Origin of the sequence: Streptomyces sp. NPDC047061 (assembly GCF_040643955.1) — a bacterium.
Classification (GTDB): Bacteria; Actinomycetota; Actinomycetes; order Streptomycetales; family Streptomycetaceae; genus Streptomyces.
Genome location: NZ_JBEYVI010000001.1, coordinates 351,490 through 368,921 on the forward strand (window position 1 = coordinate 351,490; position 17,432 = coordinate 368,921).

Below are 17,432 nucleotides of genomic sequence, written 5' to 3' on the forward strand. Positions count from 1 at the left end.
CTTGCTAAAGGACTCTCTACAAGTCGCGCAGGAGGGCGCCGGCACCTGCGCCTGAGGGTGGAGGCGGCGGGCCGTGACGCAGGCAGCGGGCCGAGCGCCTCGACGTGCTCGGAGATGACCTTCACAGCGTCCCCTCGGAACCAGCTGCCGGGGTGGTCAGCGGAGAACCGTCGGCTGGCGTCGGCGACGCAGCCGGTCGCAGTGATGGACGCACCCCAGACCGCCGGTGCAGACGCCCGCGCCGTTCCGGTGCGGGTGCGGTGGCAAAGTGTCAGCCGCTCGTCCACGGGCATGGCGAGCAATGGCCGGACACAACGATGCTCGAATGACCTCACGGAATTACCTGTGCGCGCATCGCGAAGGTGACCGAGCCTTCTCACTGTGCCTCTGCGCCTTCCTCGAAGATCAAATTTGTCTTGCAATTACAGGAGCGGCTAACGCCGCCAGGGGGAAGTGGCGCGTGTCACGCATGTCATACGCATCTATCGGTAGAAACGGACAGACCATCCCGAAGGGTGGACGTGCAAACGCCGATAGTGTTTGCGAGGTAGAACTTTCCATACGCAAGATCGGTGCGTCAACTGGCGTTAATCGCGAGGTACAGTGGCTGAACCCTTGTTAAGCCACACCCTTTGGGAAGGATCATGAAAGATCCAGCAGTGGAGCCGGTGAGCCTTCACGCGAAGAAGCTCAGTGATCGGCTCAACCGCCTGTTTGAAGTGGTGCACCCGCCTGACCGCGGTCCATACAGCAACTCCGAAGTGGCCGAGCTGATGGCCGAGCGAGGGCTCGAAACCGTGACGTCCACCTATCTCTGGATGCTTCGGACCGGACGCCGAGACAATCCGACGAAGCGTCACCTTGAAGCGCTGGCAAGCTTTTTCGGCGTACCTGCCGCCTATTGGTTCGACGATGAGGTTGCTGAAAAGACCGCAGAGGAACTGAAGTTGCTGGAATTGCTCCGCGATTCCAAGATCAAAAACGTGCTCCTCCGCCTGTCCGACGTCTCGGCGGACGGAAAGGAAGCTGTTCTCGGTCTCGTGGACGGCGTGCGAAAGATGGAGGGGCTGCCGCCCTCCAACTAGCCGAATTTCGGCTACAGTTCAGAAAATGATCAAGGATTGGTAATGTGGTCCACGGGTAGGTGGCGCCAGGATGACCCCCTGGCCGCCCTGGAACTCCCCGACGTCACGAACGTCCGCGACCTACGCGACGAGGTCTCCCGTCGTACGGGACGCGAGGTGATCCTGCAGCCGCAGGAGCAGGCACCGTCGGTTTGCGGAGCGTGTGCGGTCCTGGAGGCCGTCATCTACGTGTTCTACGACCCGCGGACCAGCAGCCTGCATCAAGATCAGATCATCGCTCACGAGTTCATGCATCTGTTCCTCGGACACCATGAGGCCCGCCCGCTGTCCGCCCTGGCACCGGCGCTCATCACCACCATGGACCCGGCCATCGTGCAGATGATGCTCGGGCGGACCAAGTACGACGACGCAGAGGAGCACGAGACCGAGCTCCTCGCCTCGCTCCTCCAGCGCCGAATCATCGACCGGTGGCTGCGCAGCGACGAGTCCTCCGGTGACGAGGTCCAGGACCGCGTTGCGCACACCCTGCTGCGCAGGCGGGAGGCCCGGCCGTGAAGGACCTGCTCCACCCGATCAGCCTCGTGGTCGCTGTCCTGGGGCTCCTCTGCCTCCTGCGGGACATCCCCGCTCGTCGCCGCGACACCGCCACCACGGCCCTGGCCTCCGTCTTCCTGCTGTCGGGTCTGTCGTTTCTGTTCTCCATCACCCCGATGTGGGACTACCTTGACCGCGTCCTGGGCACGGTGAACCTCTCCGTCCCTCTTGCCCAGAGCTGCGTGATCGCGCTGATCGCCTGCCAGCAGGTGGTCCTCACCTACTGGGGATCGCCCCCGGACATCGCCCGCAGAAGAGCGCGGGCCTGGCTCGGTGCCGGCCTCGCAGTGATCGCGGGGCTCCTGGTGCTCTTCGCCCTGCTGACGCCGAGCGCAACGAGGCCGATCGACTTCACGCTGTACTACGCGCACGACCACGTGTACGCCGCATACCTCACCCTGTACGTCACCGCATACACGATCGGCGAGGTGCTCCTCGCCCGCGGCTGCTGGCGCCTGGCCCGGCGCAACAAGCGAGTCTCCGTCCGCGTCGGTCTGCGGGTCGTCGCCCTGGGCGCCGCCGTTACCTTCGGATACAGCGGCGTGCGGACAGGCAACGTCATCGCCCCCGCCTTCGGGATCTCCCTCGCCGGCTGGGAGAGCTTCGCCTGGACGTGCGGCGACGTCGGCGCCATGCTCACCCTGATCGGCTGGCTGGTGCCCACGATCACCGACCAGGCCAAGAACGTCCGGTACTGGATCAAGCAGCACCTCAGCCACTACCGCCTGCGCCCCCTGTGGCTGGCCTTCTCCAGCGAAGCCCCCGAGATCCGCCTGCCGGTCGACCATGGCGACCCCGCCCAGCGCCGCCGCTTGCGCAGCATCGGGTTCAAGCTGTACCGACGCGCGGTCGAGATCCGTGACGGCCGCTTCGTGATCCGGCAGTACCTCGAAGTGGGCGTCCGTGAAAGCAGCGAAGCCCACCACAGGGCGCAAGGGCTCTCGGGCGAAGAACTGAACGCCGCTGTCACTGCCGACCAGATACTCGCCGGCATCGCCGCCCGCAAGACGGGCGAGCATCCCCATCCCGAACAACTCACCGACTTCGCCGATACCGACCCCGAGACCAGCCAGCCGATGGACGACATCGACGCCCTCCTCGCCGTCGCCCGCCACCTTCCCCGCCAGCGTGCCCGCACCCCCCACCCCGAGCGAGCCTCCGCATGACCGACCTGACCTGCCAGCCCGCCCACGTCCAGCTGCGCGCCCTGGATCGCCGCGAGATCTCCAGCCGCGAGCTGCTCGACCTCCACCTCGACCGAATCGACGCCAGCACCATCAATGCCGTCATCACCCGCGACGACGACGCGGCCCGGCAAGCCGCTCACACCGCCGACCAGCGCCGAGCCCGGGGCGAGGCCGGCGGGGTCCTCGACGGTCTCCCAATCACCATCAAGGACAGCTTCGAAACGGCCGGCCTTCGCACCACCAGCGGAGCCGAGGAACTGGCAGACCACGTTCCCAATCAAGACGCAGATGCTGTCGCGCGGCTCCGCCACCAGGGCGCGGTGATCATGGGCAAGACAAACACCCCCGCCTACTGCCAGGACCTTCACACCGACAACGCCCTCTTTGGCCGCACGCTCAACCCGCACGACGCAGCGCGGACAGCGGGTGGCTCCTCGGGAGGACCTGCTGCGGCCGTCGCCGCCCATCTCACCCCCGTCGACCTCGGCAGCGACCTCGCCGGCTCGCTGCGCCTGCCCGCCCACTACTGCGGGGTGTACGGACTACGGCCGACAAGCGGACTCGTTCCGGCCCGCGGCCACATTCCTCGGCCACCGGGCTGGCTCACCAGCAGCGACATGGTCACTCCGGGCCCGCTGGCTCGCCACCCCAGAGACCTCGACTTGCTACTCGCCGCGCTCACCACACCGGCACCGGCAGAGGGCACGCCCTGGCGTGTAGACCTGCCGACGTTTGCCAAGGGCATCAAGCACTTGCGCATTGCGATCTGGGCCGATGATCCGAGCTGTCCTGTCGATCGTGAGTGCGCGCAGGCTCTGGTCACCCTTGAGGAGATACTGACCGCAGCCGGAGCCCTGGTCCGACACGCACCCGGACCTGTCGACTTCACCTACTCCACTCGCCTGTTCGAAAAACTCCTGCACGCCACCGCCACGGCCACCACCGACGACGAAACCGCTGGTGCTGAACTCGCTGCCGTTCGACTACTGCAGGACGATGACACCAGCCCCCGCGCGATCTTCCTCCGGCACCGGACCCAAACCCACCGTGGCTGGCTGGGCGCGAACGAAGAACGCGCCCGACTCCGATCGGACTGGCAGCGGTTCTTCACGGAACACGACATCCTCGTCACACCAGCGGCACCCACACCCGCGATCCCGGCAGGCAGCAGCACCCTTACGGTGGATGGCCAGGAGCGGAGCTTCTTCGAGCAGACCGGATGGGCCAACCTCACCAGCCACATCGGCCTTCCCAGCCTGGTCGTACCAGTGACCACGACCACCCAGGGGCTGCCCATTGGCATCCAGATCATCGGTCGGCCGTACGGGGAGCGCGTTCTGCTTGGAGTGGCGGACGAGCTGGCATCCCTGCTTTCTGTCTCTGGATGAGAACGCAACCGTCGTTCCTGCGCCGGATGCAGACTCGCCCACCGGCGGCCTTCGGGAAGGGTCCTGGCTGATGGCCCTTTCCGGGGGTGGATCCGCTTGCTGCCGAGGTAACCGAGTTCGGTGATCTCCGCGTGAAGCCGCGCCGCGAGAGCGCCCCTTTCCGCAGGTCGCCCTGCTCGTCCTCGAAGCGGTCGAGGATGCGCCACTCTGCGTTGCTCAGATCGGTGAGCACCACGCCGGGAGCCGCGCCACCGACGGCTCGGACGACGAGGCCCGGGTAGGCGCGGCCCTCGAGCGCGGCCGTCCGATATCCGGGAGCGGACGCCGGAGTTCGATGAGGTATCCGCTCCAACAGCCCCTTGAGGACGGCATCGAACCGAAGGGTGCCGCAGCAGAACAGAAGGTCGGGACCTTGCGACAGCCGGTCCCTGCGGTGCGGAGTTTCAGACACTAAGGCTTCCACTCGTCGTCGAGCATCGAGTGCACGACCGAGTCACGCCATCGGTCCGCCTTCTGAATGTGGGCGCGAATGGTGCCTTCCTGGACCATGCCCGCCGCTGTCATGGTCTTCGCTGACGCTTCGTTCAGCGGGGAGCGTGCGCCCCAGATGCGATGCAGGCCCAGGCCTTCGAACCCGAGGCCCAACAGCAGGCGGACGGTCTCCAGGCCGTAGCCGACTCCCCAAGTGTCTGGGCGCAGCGCGAAGCCGAACGTGGCTGCGCGCTGCTGGTGGGGGTCCATAGCGAGACGTCCGTACCCGATCAGCGCGTTCGTGTCCCGCTCGACGATGGCGAGTGCGTACTCGGTGCGCGGCTCTGTCGTCGCCGAGGCGATGGACCGGGCGACGATCTGGCCGACCTGCTCGCGGGTACGCGGCTCGAACGACAGGTGTTCCGTCGCCTCTGGGTCGCCGTAGATAGCGAACACCGCATCGACGTCGTCGACGGTGAGCTCGCGGATGCTGAGGCGCTGGCTGGAACGCTGGACCGGGTACATGCCAGGAACCTTAGCGCTGCGTTCCCGAGGGGAGCGCTGGCCGACGAGGCGGGAAGACCGCGATCTCCTCCCGCAGGTCGTTGGCCACAACAGCGGTACGGACATTGGTGGTCATGAGTGCCTGCCGGACACGTTGGGCGGAGACGATGATGCCGTTGTTTCGGTACGTGGGCGGGAGGTCCAGGACCGGACGGATGGCGTGTGCGGCACCGTCCACATCTCCGCTGTAGAGGAGGATGAGAGCCTGGTTGCACTGGGCTCCGGCCAGGTCCCCGAACGCCCAGTTTGGGTCTTCACGGTCGCTGAACCCCTGCACGGCCCGTTCCGCCTGCACCGTGAGTTCCGTATCGCCGTGGCCAAGGAGCGCCTCGGACTCCACGGAGTAGTACGTCTGCTTCTCCGGTGAGTAGGTGAGGAGGCCGCCGAGCTGATCGAGGTCGTCCAGGACGACGCTCCCACGACGATCGACCGCCTGCAGGTTCGCCGACCGGACGGTCTCCTCGTCGCCGAGGACGGCCGCGGCGCGTGCCTGCAGGCCCAGAAGCCACAGGCCGACGGTGCCGTTGAGGTTGGAGGAGAGGGCCGTTCCCTTCTGGGCGTAGAACAGGGCGTCCCCGGGCCGGTCTGCCCAGTATTCGATGAGCGATTGCAGACCGTTGACCAGAGCCATCAGGCCCGGGTGTTCGGCGTCCTTGGCGAACGCGCCGGCGAGCAGGCTCATCGTCCTGGCCTGCTCGCGGTCCTCCATGTCGTTGAAGCCCTTGGCCACCAGGAACGCCAGCACGCCAGCCATGAAGTTGAGGTCGCTGAGCTGGGACGGACGGTGTTTGCCGGTCTCCAGATTGAAGATGACCTGATCCTGGGCATCCAGCAGGTCATCCCAGATCGACGCCAGTGGTACACGCGGGTAGTCGCGAACGAGCCGGGCGACCTGGTCATGCAGCAGCGGGAGCGTGTTGTCCCCCACCCTTTCGCGGTCCGCTTCGAGGACGTAGTTCCGCGCACGTCGAACGGCCATTGCGCCGCTCCTTTTCATCTCGCTCAGGTCCATACCGGGTTCGGCATGGTGTGCAATGGGCGACGTGCCGACCAGGGGAACGAAGTCCGGGGCGGCCCCCTCGGGCACTTCGGTCCACAGGTCATCGATGCTGTAGCCGAGCATTTCGACGATGACCCGGCGGAAGGTCTTCTGGGGCTTGCGCCCCTCGTAGATCCAGCCCTCGAAGGTCTTCGGGGCAGGGTCCACGTTCGTCAGACCGAGCCGTTCGGCTGCCTTCCTGTACGGCGGAAGGAACTCGTCAGCGCTGCGAATACCGCGCCTTTCGAGTTCGAATCGGAAGAACAGCACGGTGCCTCCCATCCCATCCGCCTAGCACGTCACTGCCCCGACGTTAGAACACTCTCCCCAGCAAGTTGCCCCCTACAGACGCTACTTAGCAGTTCCGAGGTGAGTCCGAGGAAGACGCGAGGAGAACAGTCAACTTTGCGCCAAACCCCGAGGACAGTCTGGGGGTAGAGCCGTCTGCACGCCGTTGCCACGCTCTTTACAGCCCTCGCTGAGAGTGCCCGGACGTGCACATTCATGGACCAGGGAGTTCCCCCCATGCCCCCCAGAGTTGCCGGAGCGACGACCGAACGGACGCCTCGCGTTGCCTTGCACCGCGACGGGGATCTGATGCGCGAGAGATTCAGGGTTGCCCCCCGCTGCGGTGACGCACCACCACGCGTTGAGGACACACACCGGGTGCGAGTGATGCGGCGGATCACTGCCGCGAGGCTCAGGCACTGCGGCCTGGAACCGCTGATCGACGAAGTGGCGATCATTGTCTCCGAATTGCTCACCAACGCGGTGCTGCACAGCGGCACCACTGAGATCGCCCTGAGCCTCAGCATCCGGAACGGCCATCTGCGCGTCACCGTCTCCGACGGCATGCCGGGCGGCGCCACGCGCAAAGACGTCGACGAGAACGCCGAGTCTGGGCGCGGGCTCATCCTGGTCGAGGCTTTCGTTGCGGAACGCGGCGGAGCCTGGGGCACCAGCGACGACGGCGCCACCACTTGGTGCGACCTCTCGATCCCCGAAGAGGTGGCCTGATGGTCGCCGTGACGGAAGACGTTGCCATACAGCTCCTGAGCCGGCGCGCCTCCACCGACGACGAGACCGTCAGGGTCCTCCTCGGCGGCCTTCGCCGTTCCCTCGCCTACGAGGCCGTCACCGGCGAACTGTGGGACGACCTGGAAGCCGTACTCGGCGAGCACGCCCGCCTCACGCAGTTCGAAACCGCGGTCATCGTGAGGCGGTTCCGGAAGGCCACCACGACGTTCGTGGAGATCGTGCCGCATCTCGTGCGTCCGTACCCCCTCGACGAGTTGACGCGCCTGATCGACCTGAGCGCCGAACAACCTCGCTTCGATGCTGCATACGGCCACCTGCGCCGGTTTGCCCTGGCCATCCTCGCCCTGCTCGACCTGATGGGAGATGCCGCCTCGTGACGCGCTGTCGTCCGTTACCCATAGCCCGCTCATCCCGCCGAGAGAGAAGAACGTTCCGTGCGCGCTGCCACTAAACCGCGGCTGATCCCCTTCATCACCCAGCGCGAGGGGGAGGAAGCCGCACCGGACAACCTCATCATCGTCCGTCACGCCTCGGGCCCTCGGCTGTACTACGCGGATGAGGACGCCAAGGGCAGGGATCGGCCCCTGCGAGGCGTTCTGTGGGCGCGCTGCGGCTTCAACTCCGTGGACGAACATAAGATGCCGACGGGCGAGCCGCAGTGGAAACTCATGCACCCGTACCGGCAGATGATGATGATGCAGGCCATGCGGTGCCAGGTCTGCACGGAGCCTGCCCGCACGCCCCTGGGCTTCATCTTCATTGCTGGTCCCAAAGACCATGACCTCACGCAGGCCACCATCACAACGAACCAGCCGCCGGTGTGCCCGAAGCACGCCCGCGCGGCGGCCGCGCTCTGCCCGCACCTCGAGAAGAACCCGATGGTGTTCCTCGCGCGGAGTGCCCCTCTGTACGGGGTCCACGGCACCCTGTACGGCCTCAACGCGGACAACAAGGTGCACGTTGTCGCTCAGCCGGACCACGCACTGCCCTTCGGGCATCCGAACGTGCCCACCCTGCTCGCCTCCCAACTGATCCGGCGCCTGAGCTCGTTCCAAGTCGTCGGCCTCGACGAGCTGACGCAGGAGTTGACCGCGCTCGCTGCATAGACGCCCTGCCCGGTGGCCCGGATGACACCCCGTCCCTGGCCATCGGGCAGGTAACAAGCTCCGCCCGTGCGACAAGCGGCATTCGGTACGGGCGGAGACGCGGCGCTGGGGCTATACCCCCTGGCTCCAGCGCCGGACCAATTCACCGCAATCCGACAGTTTGTCGCTGCCCCCGAGGCCCCGCGGCCCCACGAGACCCACCCGCTGTCGGACCGCCTTCGGCGCTCGGGCGGCAGCACCAGCACCAGAGCGACACCCCGAGACCCCAAGAGAGAAGGAAGCTCCGCGTGTTCATCGACATCCCGAGCGAACTCGAAGCCTCTCTGCTCGAACGTTCTCTCCCGCCCTGGGAACTGGACGGTTCGTTCCTGGCGCAGTCCACTATTGCGGAGTACCGGACCGAGCTGACGGCCGCCCCGCGATTCGAGGAGGTCACCGCGACCCTGCGCCACGCGCTGACCGGAGAGGGTGGCGGATACGCCGTCCTGCGCCTGGGAAACCTCGCCAAGGCGCTGGAGACCGACGAGGACCGGTTCCTGCGGCTGGTGACGGGCTTCGCGGCCGAGGTGGCTGTCCCCTTCTCGCCCTTTCCGCGGTGGCCCCTTTGGAAGGACATCGGGGTCAAGGTCGACAAGGACCCCGGCAAGTCCAGCGGCATTGGGTACAACGCGTTTCACATGGACCTGGTGAACGGGACCCTGCCCCCGGACTACACCACGCTCCTCTGCGTTCGCCGCGACCCGCTCGGCGGCGGCCCCAGCATCCTTTCCGACGCCCACGCGGCGGTGGCGCGGCTGTCGGAGGACAGTCGCGCTCTGCTGGCCGAGTCGGCCTACCACTACGGGACCTTCTTCGACCTGTTCGGCGTGGGCGAGGAGTACAAGCCGTTTCCGATCCTGGACGGCTCCGACCCGGGCGAGGGGTTCGTCCGGTTCACCGCCAAGATGCTGGAGAGGTCAGAGCTCGGCCAGGCGCACGCCGACGCCGCCAAGGAACTCGCCGAAGAGCTCGTCAGGGGTCAGGTCTCCTTCATGCTTCAGCCTGGGGACTACCTCATCGTTAACCAGCGCCGTTTCCTGCACGGTCGGGAGGCGCTCCACAGCGGTCAGGAAACCGTCCCCGTCTCCGATCGGCGGCTACTCCTCCAGTTGTTCCTGCGCGCGAGGCCCGGCGATGGCACGGCCGCGTAACCGGCCGACGGCACCGGTGACCCACCGAGTCCCGCCCCCGGGTCCAGCCCCGGAGCACGCGGCACGGCCACGGGGCTGGAGCCGGTCGGGCGCCCCCGGAAACCGTCGCGCACCCGGTTCCCCGGGCCAGTGCACGGATCTAGATGCGCGAGTTGCTCAGCGACTGCCACACAGCGCCGGCGAGTGCCCGCGTCGCCCGCGGGACCGACAAGCGCTCATGCCGGCGGTACAGGGCCCAGTTGTATTGCACGAGCGACAGCTTGTTGGAGGACAGCGATCCCGCCTGGTGGGCCCTGTAAATCGCAAGTGGCTCAGCCAGGCCCCGGGCGTCAGCGCCGTCCCGCATGATCGACAGCCACAGGGCGTAGTCCTGGCGTTTGCGCATCTCCGGCATCAGCCTCGTGCCCAGGACATTGCGGTCGTACATGGCGGTGAGGGCACCGATGTGGTCTCGGACCAGCATCGCGCGGTAGTCCACGTGCTCCCGCGCACGGACCACCCGCCCGTTCGGGACCCAGTCGGTGCTCTCGCCGTCGTAGTCGGCGTCCATCTTGAAGTACGAGGTGAACGTCAGCGGCGCATCACCTTTCGCGGCGAAGGCGAGCTGCTTCTCGGTCTTCTCCGGAAGCCACAGGTCGTCGCTGTCGAGAAAGGCGATGTAGTCCCCGCGGGCCCGCTTGATCGCCAGGTTGCGGGCCCGGCCCGCACCGCCCCGCTCGGGTGCCGACTCCGGCAGAACGCGCTCGTCCTGATTGGCGAACTCGCGGAGCAGGTCCATGGAGGCGTCGGAGGACTGGTCGTCGGTGACCAGCAGCTCCAGGTCGCTGTGGGTCTGCGTCAGCACCGATCGGACGGCCGCCCCGAGGGTGGCTGCCGAGTTGTACACGGGCATCACGACCGACACCAGGGGCACAGCACTTCTCCTTGCCAGACCAGGAACGACGGTCCATTCAAGCACCGGAATCGAGTAGGAGCTGCCATGCAGGTTGTTGTCGCTGGTCAGGGCTATGTAGGGCTTCCTCTGGCCGTACGCGCGGCCGAAGTGGGTCACTGTGTCGTCGGCTACGACGTGGACACGGACCGTGTCCAGCAGCTCGCCGCCGGCCAGTCCTACGTGCGGGACGTGGACTCCTCGCGGCTGCGCGCAGTGCTGGACTCCGGGGCCTACTCCGCGACCGCCGACGGTGCCGCGCTGGCCGGCTTCGACATCGCGGTGATCACCGTGCCGACCCCGCTGCGACTCGGCGTGCCCGACCTGACATACATCGAGTCCTGCACCCGGACACTGGGGGAACACCTGTGCCCCGGCGCCACGGTGGCCCTGGAGTCCACGAGCTATCCCGGCACCACCGAGGAGCTGCTGCTGCCGATCCTGGAAGAGACCTCGGGCCTCAAGGGCGGGGCGGACTTCCTGGCCGGCTTCAGCCCCGAGCGGATCGGAAACAAGCGGTGGTCGTTCGACGGGACGCCGAAGCTGGTGTCCGGAATCGACGCCAAATCGCTCGACGTGATCAAGGGCTTCTACGACGGCATCTTCGAGACCACGGTGCCGGTGTCCGGGCCGAAGGTCGCCGAGCTGGCCAAGCTGCTGGAGAACACCTTCCGGTTCGTCAACATCTCCATGATCAACGAGATGGCGATGCTGGGCGATGCCCTCGGCGTGAACATCTGGGAGGCGATCGACGCCGCCGCGACCAAGCCGTTCGGATTCACGAAGTTCACCCCGGGGCCGGGGGTCGGCGGGCACTGCCTGCCGGTCGACCCGATGTTCCTCTCCTGGAAGGCCCAGCAGGAGCTTGGCATCCCGTTCCGGTTCGCGGAACTCGCCGCCGACGTGAACTTGCACATGCCCGACTACGTCGTCCGGCGCCTCGTGGAAGCACTCAACAAGCGAGGCATGCCGGTCAACGGATCTCGGATTCTGCTGCTCGGCCTGACCTACAAGTTCAACGCCACCGACCTTCGCAATTCCCCGTCGGCGCGTGTCGCCGAACTTCTCATCGGCCTCGGCGCCGATGTCCGCGGCGCCGAACCCAACATCCCGGACAACGACGACACCGGGCTCAACGTGCCCCGGGTCGATGCCACCCCGGAAGAGGTGGCCGCCGCTGATGCGGTGGTTCTTCTCATGGATCATCCGCGATTCGACCTCGCGATGATCGAGGAGCACGCGCCGTACGTGCTCGACTGCCGAAACCGCCTGTCCGGAGCGAACGTCGAGACCCTGTAGCTCCCGAACTCCCCTGGCCTGCTGCTGACTTCAACTCCCGGAGTTCCCTTGCGTGAGGAATGGGAGCACGTCCACACGGACTACGCCCGGCCCGCGCAGCGCCCCGCTCCTGCCTCGTTGGCCGAGAGCGAGGGCGACTGGCGCCGCTACCTGGAAGATGACACCCCGAATGGTTGGCTGATTCAGCACAGCGCGATGGCGGAAGCACTCGCCAGCGGCCGACCCATGTACCTGCTGCACACCACGAAAGACATCGCCGCGATCCGCACCAGCGGTGAGCTGCACGTCTCCACCGGGTGCCTGGTCGGGGCCCTGTACTGCTCCCCTCTGGTATCTCAGCGTGAAGGAATGCGTCCGCACAATCTCGGCGCCTACCTGATGCAGACGAAGCCCGATACCTCGCCCATGATCTTCGAGGTCATTCCGGACGCTCCGATCCCAACCAAGGGTGTGGATTATCTGCATCTCGGTGCCATCCACCTGCGTACCTACCTGCGCTACCGGAGCTTTCTCACCCGGGCCGAGAACGACCAGCTCGACCATGCGGTGCTGGCCGGACTGGGCTCCGCGGCCGGATTCCTCGACTTGGCCCTGCGCAACGCAGTCGGCCGCGCCACGGCGGCCCCCGTGTTCATCGACCAGTTGGCCACTGCCGTGCCCGCCGTACCGTTTCTCGGCTACCTGTACTTCGAGGTGGTGTCCGAGTACCTGATGCTCAACTCCACGACTCCGGAGACCAAGGGCTATGCCCAGGTCGGAGAGCTGAACAACTGGCTGTACAAGCGACTCGCGTTCGCCGCTGTGGACGGCATGCACCGGTTGTTCGACCTGGCCCGCTTTCATCCGCGCCACCAGCAGCTCGTCCAGCTCATCGCCGGCGTGGAACCGGCGCTCGCTCCGGGGGTCGCCGAGTACGTGCGGCGGCGGCTGTCCCACCTGTTCGCCCGCATCGTGTTGCATCCGTCCCAGGACGCGGCCGCGGTGACTTTCCGGGGCATTGATCCCAGCGCGCTCCGGTACGTCGCACCGGGACTGATCGGGCAGATGATCTTTCGCGAGATCCGGTACATGCCGCGCTATCGGCAGCTCTACCACTGCTTCGAGAAGGCCAAGGCACTGGAGGCTTGGGACTACTGGAACCACGAGGGCATCCCCACACCCTTCAACGGCATCCTCCCCAAGGGCGAGATCGGGATACACCCCGTCTACCCCCGGTCGGCCATCAGGGCGTGGACGGCAAAGCAGGACAGCAGAGGCTTCCTGCACCCAGCCCAGGAGATCACCGCGGTCCTCACGCCCCACCTGGCGTCGTGGTGGGCGCCCCCTCGCAACCACGGACGGACGATCACCACCGATCCCCAGGTCACAGTGGCATAATGCCCCGCCCTCGGTACCCGCCCACCGATCATCCATCGAGGGGATCTCCGCGTGACCACGAAACCCTTGACGATCCTCACCGGCATCAACCGCACGTCCGAGTCTTCGTCCGGCAGCATGATCCTCGTCAGCGACCTCTACCGCGCCATGCCCGACACCCATACGACCTTCCTCGGCCGGATACCGGTCCATCAGGTATGGAAGACCGCGTTCGATCACCTGATCCCCCTATCCACGAAGAAACGACCCCAGGGCCCCGGCTTCGACACCTACGTGGACGAGCTGACGCAAGAGGTAGGGACGCTCATCGAGCAGATCCGACCCGACGCCATCCACGCCCAGAACGTCGGGTTCGCCCTCAGCCTCGCGCTCAGCCGCACCGCCGGAACCATCCCGATCATCTCCATCGCTCACGGCCCCGAAGTGATGGCGGCCGAGCGCAACACGGCGGAACACGAGGCCCTGCTCGAAGTCGCCAGCGCCAGCGCCGCGATCGTCACCCCGACCTCCGTCCTCGCCGACCGCATCGACCGCCTCACCGGGCGCCGGTTCACCGACCGCATCGCCATCATCCCGTGGGGCATCCGTCTGGCCGATGCCCATGTACGCGATCAGCCGTCCACAGGGACCGGACCCCTGTCTCTGGTACAAGCCGGTCGCCTGGACGACAACAAATCCACGATCACCGCCATCGAATGCCTCGCATTCACCCATCAGCCGCACCACTTGACCGTGATCGGCAACGGCCCCCTACGGGAGCACCTGGAACAGCAGGCTATCGACCTCGGCCTGCGGGATCGGGTCCATTTTCATCCGTTCCTGCCCCGCGCCGAACTGTGGCGCCGTCTGCCGAACTTCGACGCCTGGGTCTTCACAACCACGGGTCTGGAGGCTTTCGGGCTCGTCCTCATTGAGGCTCAAGCTCACGGACTCCCGGTTGTCTACTCCGATCTTCCCGGAGTGAGGGAAATCCTCGGAGGCGCTGGCATCGCCTACACTCCGGGCGACCCGCTCTCGCTGGCTGCGGCCCTAGACGAGATGGGCCGGGACTTCCACCAGCGCCGGGCCCTGAACAAGGCGGCTCTCGATAACGCGCGCCGCTACGACATCACTGCCACCGGCCGCCAGCTTCGCGAACTGACGCTCCGCGTTACTTCCCCACGAGTCAGTTATCGGACCGCGACGGATGCGTCAGCGCGGTGAACACCGACACGATCACCACCCCCACGGCGGGCGCCGAGCGACTCCGCAATGCCCTGGCCGACCAGCTCCATGCAGACAGACACGCTCGCACGCCCGCCGTCGAGACCGCGTTGCGGACCGTGCCCCGCCACGTGTTCGTGCCCAACGCATCGCTCGAAGACGCATACGCCAACGCACCGGTGCACATCAAGTACGACACCGACGGCACATCGATCTCGGTTCCTCGCGGGTAAGTTGCAAGGCGAACTGACGGCGGCTTTGTACGCGAGCGACACAGTGATTCGGGAAAGTCTGGAAAGCCCTGCTGATGCCGGGAGCACGATCCGAGCGGTGTGAGCGTGACGGACGCAATCCCCAGGAAGATTGCAAACCGGCTAGTTCCCCATCCGGTGCCGACGACCCTATGCCGTCTGGCCGTCGTAGCCGATCTCGGCTGTGGGCGTCGGCGGGAGTCCTCTGCCTCAGTGGATCTTCTGCTGCTCAAGCCACTTATGGACCTCCGTCCTCTTGTACATGACTTTGGCGTTTCGACCTTTGCCCAGCTTGTAGCCCTTTAGTCCCAGTTTGGCGGCTTCCCGGTAGACCCAACTCGTCGACATGTTCAGCATTGCTGCGAGCTCATTGGTGTCCATGAGGACAGGTTCCACTAGGCGAGCCTTCCTGGAATTTGGTGAAGGCTGGGTGCCATCGAGAGGGGTGTTGACGGCGTTGAGCATCGGAGTCCTTTAGGCGGGTATGGGTCCACATACGTTCCGCAGTGCGCTAGTGCCACGTATCGCACACGTACGGCACCTATGCTCCGGAGCATCCCCGGTTTCCGTAACCGGGGATTCGCTGCTATATGCGGCCGGTTCGCGGGCGCTCGACATTGGCATGGCCCGTGGCTTCCAGTGTCCGTTGTGGTAGGGCAGGTGCTGCCCAGGGCCTGGAGTGAAGCCTGATCCATCGGCTTGCCATCGGTCGGCATTTAGGCAGATCAGCTGTGCCATTGGCGCAGTCAACGGCGGGACAGTTGAGCCGGTGGGCCGCGGCGCCTTCGTCGCGCCTGCCTGTTGTCCGCCAGGTTGCGTCCAGGGAAATGGTGTACGGGTTCGACCTGATGTGGGGGTTTGCTCCGGCATCGGGATGGTGCCCGCATAGATGAACGGCCACCGGCTGATCTTCGAAGTGTCGAAGCCTCGAAGGAGATCAGCACGATGACCGCACCTGACAGTGTGCCCCTGCACGCACTCGCGGAAGACAATCTCGCCGCGGCGAGTCCCGATCTGCTGCGCGCGATGGTCAAGACGTTCGCCGACGCACTCATGTCCGCGGAGGCCGACGCCCTCTGCAACGCCGAATACGGCCAGGTCAGTGACGAACGCGTCAACCACCGCAACGGATACCGTCCACGCGAGTGGGACACCCGCGCCGGTACCGTCGAACTGGCCATCCCCAAGCTCCGCCAGGGCAGTTACTTCCCGCACTGGCTCCTCGAACGGCGCCGCCGGGCCGAGCAGGCCCTCATCTCGGTAGTGGCCACCGCCTACCTGCTGGGCGTCAGCACGCGCAGGGTCGAGAAGCTTGCCGAGTCTCTTGGGGTCACCCAGCTGTCGAAGTCCCAGGTCAGTGCCATGGCCAAGCACTTGGACGAGCAGGTCGCCGCGTTCCGCAACCGGCCGCTCGACACCGGGCCCTACGCGTTCGTCTGGGTCGACGCGCTCACGCAAAAGGTCCGCGAGGGCGGCCGCATCATCAACATCCACGCCCTGATCGCGGTCGGCGTGAACGCCGACGGACACCGGGAGATCCTCGGCATCGACGTCGCGACCGCCGAGGACGGCGCCGGCTGGCTCGCCTTCCTGCGCTCGTTGACCGCCCGTGGTCTGTCCGGCGTCCAACTGGTCATCTCCGACGCGCACACCGGCCTGGTGAACGCGATCGGCGCTGTCCTGCCGGGTGCCTCCTGGCAGCGATGCCGCACGCATTACGCCCGAAATCTGCTCAGTCAGGTTCCGAAGTCAGCTCAGCCGTGGGTGGCCACACTGCTGCGGACTATCTTCGAACAGCCCGACACCGACGCCGTTCAGAGCCAGATGCGGCACGTCCTGGACGCTCTGGAGGCCAAATTCTCCAAAGCAGCAACCCACTTGGACGCCGCTCAGCATGACCTGCTGGCGTTCACCGCATTCCCGCGCGAGATCTGGCAGCAGATCTGGTCGAACAACCCGCAGGAGCGACTGAACAAGGAAATCCGCCGCCGAACCGACGTGGTCGGCATCTTCCCCGACCGCAACGCCGTCATCCGGCTTGTCGGCGCGGTCCTGGCTGAGCAGAACGACGAATGGACCGAGGCCCGCCGCTACATGGGCATCGAACTCCTCGCCAAGGCCCGCCTCCACCCGATCGAGTCAGAAACCGACGACACCGTCCTCCCGACCGAACTCACCGCATAGCCTCAAATACGAGATCACCGAGTGGCCGTCGATACACCACTCCCGTGGACGTGACCGTCCGCCACCCGGGACGTCCGGAGGCAGGACGCGTACCACCGCAAGGGGGCGACGCACCGCCTGCAGCAGTCGCATCAGCTCAGACTGAGACAAGGCCATCGCGTGCTCCTCCGGTTGAACTGGCCCTTCACCAGGGAGACTTGCGCGATGGCCTGCCCTTGTTCATTGAGCACGCACGGTCAGCGGATGCACGCCCCGAGCAGACGCCCGCGCGTTCTGGGCTCCGCCCGACTACACCGCTTCACGGGACGCCATCCGCATTGAGAGCAGTCCTGCCTCCAAAATGAGTTGCTGTTTATCGATGGCGGATGAGACGCCGCGCCACGAGCTAGCCGTAGGTGGCAAGGCTGCAGTACACCGGAGGCCATCCTGTCCGGAAATGGTTGTCCATAAGTCCCGTCACATTGCCCAGTGCGCAGCCGCCAGGGATCCTAAAAGGCTTGCCACAGTGGCAGGCGTTTGGGGGAT

The 17,432-nt window shown here is 66.1% G+C and carries 17 protein-coding genes and 1 pseudogene; 13 read left to right on the forward strand and 5 right to left on the reverse strand.

From position 1 onward, the window contains the following. Window positions 1-644: 644 nt before the first annotated feature. From ABZ887_RS01655 to ABZ887_RS01670, 4 genes are read left to right on the forward strand one after another with little or no spacing between them, the layout of a single operon-like run. The gene (locus ABZ887_RS01655; RefSeq protein ID WP_361281721.1) at window positions 645-1,085 is read left to right on the forward strand and encodes an XRE family transcriptional regulator; all 441 of its coding nucleotides are present in this window, start codon (window positions 645-647) and stop codon (window positions 1,083-1,085) included. A 42-nt stretch (window positions 1,086-1,127) separates the two neighbouring features. Continuing rightward, the gene (locus ABZ887_RS01660; protein WP_361281723.1) at window positions 1,128-1,640 is read left to right on the forward strand and encodes a hypothetical protein; all 513 of its coding nucleotides are present in this window, start codon (window positions 1,128-1,130) and stop codon (window positions 1,638-1,640) included. Continuing rightward, window positions 1,637-2,845: an MAB_1171c family putative transporter gene (locus ABZ887_RS01665; protein ID WP_361281725.1), complete on the forward strand. Its 1,209-nt coding sequence runs from the start codon at window positions 1,637-1,639 to the stop codon at window positions 2,843-2,845. The genes ABZ887_RS01660 and ABZ887_RS01665 overlap by 4 nt, the downstream gene beginning before the upstream one ends. Further along, a complete protein-coding gene (locus ABZ887_RS01670; RefSeq protein WP_361281727.1) occupies window positions 2,842-4,254 on the forward strand; it encodes an amidase family protein in 1,413 nt (470 codons plus the stop codon). Before ABZ887_RS01665 ends, ABZ887_RS01670 begins: the two co-directional genes overlap by 4 nt. On the opposite strand, the gene ABZ887_RS01675 is transcribed toward ABZ887_RS01670, so the two are convergent. The 3 genes from ABZ887_RS01675 to ABZ887_RS01685 are packed head-to-tail and all read right to left on the reverse strand — an operon-like array spanning window position 4,175 to window position 6,598. Then, window positions 4,175-4,717: a gamma-glutamylcyclotransferase family protein gene (locus ABZ887_RS01675; RefSeq protein WP_361281729.1), complete on the reverse strand. Its 543-nt coding sequence runs from the start codon at window positions 4,715-4,717 to the stop codon at window positions 4,175-4,177. The genes ABZ887_RS01670 and ABZ887_RS01675 overlap by 80 nt on opposite strands. Then, window positions 4,705-5,250 carry a GNAT family N-acetyltransferase gene (locus ABZ887_RS01680; protein WP_361281731.1) on the reverse strand — a complete coding sequence of 182 codons (546 nt, stop codon included), beginning with the start codon at window positions 5,248-5,250 and terminating at the stop codon, window positions 4,705-4,707. Before ABZ887_RS01680 ends, ABZ887_RS01675 begins: the two co-directional genes overlap by 13 nt. A 10-nt stretch (window positions 5,251-5,260) precedes the next feature. Beyond that, window positions 5,261-6,598: a hypothetical protein gene (locus tag ABZ887_RS01685; protein WP_361281734.1), complete on the reverse strand. Its 1,338-nt coding sequence runs from the start codon at window positions 6,596-6,598 to the stop codon at window positions 5,261-5,263. Window positions 6,599-6,994: 396 nt separating this feature from the next. Here ABZ887_RS01685 and ABZ887_RS01690 point away from each other — a divergent pair, with 396 nt between their 5' ends. From ABZ887_RS01690 to ABZ887_RS01705, 4 genes are all read left to right on the forward strand, one after another. Further along, window positions 6,995-7,345, forward strand: coding sequence for an ATP-binding protein (locus tag ABZ887_RS01690; RefSeq protein WP_361281737.1), 351 nt, complete (start codon window positions 6,995-6,997; stop codon window positions 7,343-7,345). Window positions 7,346-7,353: 8 nt separating this feature from the next. After that, window positions 7,354-7,743 carry a DUF6415 family natural product biosynthesis protein gene (locus ABZ887_RS01695; protein ID WP_361281739.1) on the forward strand — a complete coding sequence of 130 codons (390 nt, stop codon included), beginning with the start codon at window positions 7,354-7,356 and terminating at the stop codon, window positions 7,741-7,743. Window positions 7,744-7,800: 57 nt separating this feature from the next. Continuing rightward, window positions 7,801-8,472 carry a hypothetical protein gene (locus ABZ887_RS01700; RefSeq protein WP_361281741.1) on the forward strand — a complete coding sequence of 224 codons (672 nt, stop codon included), beginning with the start codon at window positions 7,801-7,803 and terminating at the stop codon, window positions 8,470-8,472. A gap of 287 nt (window positions 8,473-8,759) precedes the next feature. Beyond that, window positions 8,760-9,662 carry a TauD/TfdA family dioxygenase gene (locus ABZ887_RS01705; protein ID WP_361281744.1) on the forward strand — a complete coding sequence of 301 codons (903 nt, stop codon included), beginning with the start codon at window positions 8,760-8,762 and terminating at the stop codon, window positions 9,660-9,662. 139 nt (window positions 9,663-9,801) lie between these two features. Here the strand turns inward: ABZ887_RS01705 and ABZ887_RS01710 are convergent, their stop codons facing one another. After that, the gene (locus ABZ887_RS01710; RefSeq protein ID WP_361281747.1) at window positions 9,802-10,575 is read right to left on the reverse strand and encodes a glycosyltransferase family 2 protein; all 774 of its coding nucleotides are present in this window, start codon (window positions 10,573-10,575) and stop codon (window positions 9,802-9,804) included. Between the two features lie 66 nt (window positions 10,576-10,641). On the opposite strand from ABZ887_RS01710, the gene ABZ887_RS01715 reads away from it, so the two are divergent. The 4 genes and pseudogenes from ABZ887_RS01715 to ABZ887_RS01730 form a co-directional block, all read left to right on the forward strand. Continuing rightward, window positions 10,642-11,892: a nucleotide sugar dehydrogenase gene (locus tag ABZ887_RS01715; RefSeq protein ID WP_361281749.1), complete on the forward strand. Its 1,251-nt coding sequence runs from the start codon at window positions 10,642-10,644 to the stop codon at window positions 11,890-11,892. A gap of 117 nt (window positions 11,893-12,009) precedes the next feature. Continuing rightward, the gene (locus ABZ887_RS01720; protein WP_361281751.1) at window positions 12,010-13,269 is read left to right on the forward strand and encodes a hypothetical protein; all 1,260 of its coding nucleotides are present in this window, start codon (window positions 12,010-12,012) and stop codon (window positions 13,267-13,269) included. A gap of 51 nt (window positions 13,270-13,320) precedes the next feature. Further along, a complete protein-coding gene (locus ABZ887_RS01725) occupies window positions 13,321-14,472 on the forward strand; it encodes a glycosyltransferase family 4 protein (protein WP_361281754.1) in 1,152 nt (383 codons plus the stop codon). Continuing rightward, window positions 14,460-14,690: pseudogene (locus ABZ887_RS01730) on the forward strand (methyltransferase, FxLD system); the annotation flags it as partial. The gene ABZ887_RS01725 and the pseudogene ABZ887_RS01730, both read left to right, overlap by 13 nt. A gap of 243 nt (window positions 14,691-14,933) precedes the next feature. Here ABZ887_RS01730 and ABZ887_RS01735 read toward each other — a convergent pair. Next, window positions 14,934-15,104 (reverse strand): helix-turn-helix domain-containing protein, encoded by a 171-nt coding sequence (locus tag ABZ887_RS01735; RefSeq protein ID WP_361281756.1) that lies wholly within the window; start codon window positions 15,102-15,104, stop codon window positions 14,934-14,936. Window positions 15,105-15,668: 564 nt separating this feature from the next. Here ABZ887_RS01735 and ABZ887_RS01740 point away from each other — a divergent pair. Then, window positions 15,669-16,907: an IS256 family transposase gene (locus tag ABZ887_RS01740; protein ID WP_361281759.1), complete on the forward strand. Its 1,239-nt coding sequence runs from the start codon at window positions 15,669-15,671 to the stop codon at window positions 16,905-16,907. Window positions 16,908-17,432 lie beyond the last annotated feature (525 nt).

Excerpts from the sequence above, each read along its gene's own strand:
- ABZ887_RS01655 (WP_361281721.1), top strand. The coding sequence starts at position 645 with ATGAAAGATCCAGCAGTGGAGCCGGTGAGCCTTCACGCGAAGAAGCTC.
- ABZ887_RS01660 (WP_361281723.1), top strand. The coding sequence starts at position 1,128 with ATGTGGTCCACGGGTAGGTGGCGCCAGGATGACCCCCTGGCCGCCCTG.
- ABZ887_RS01670 (WP_361281727.1), top strand. The coding sequence starts at position 2,842 with ATGACCGACCTGACCTGCCAGCCCGCCCACGTCCAGCTGCGCGCCCTG.
- ABZ887_RS01680 (WP_361281731.1), bottom strand. The coding sequence starts at position 5,250 with ATGTACCCGGTCCAGCGTTCCAGCCAGCGCCTCAGCATCCGCGAGCTC.
- ABZ887_RS01715 (WP_361281749.1), top strand. The coding sequence starts at position 10,642 with ATGCAGGTTGTTGTCGCTGGTCAGGGCTATGTAGGGCTTCCTCTGGCC.
- ABZ887_RS01735 (WP_361281756.1), bottom strand. The coding sequence starts at position 15,104 with ATGGACACCAATGAGCTCGCAGCAATGCTGAACATGTCGACGAGTTGG.
- ABZ887_RS01740 (WP_361281759.1), top strand. The coding sequence starts at position 15,669 with ATGACCGCACCTGACAGTGTGCCCCTGCACGCACTCGCGGAAGACAAT.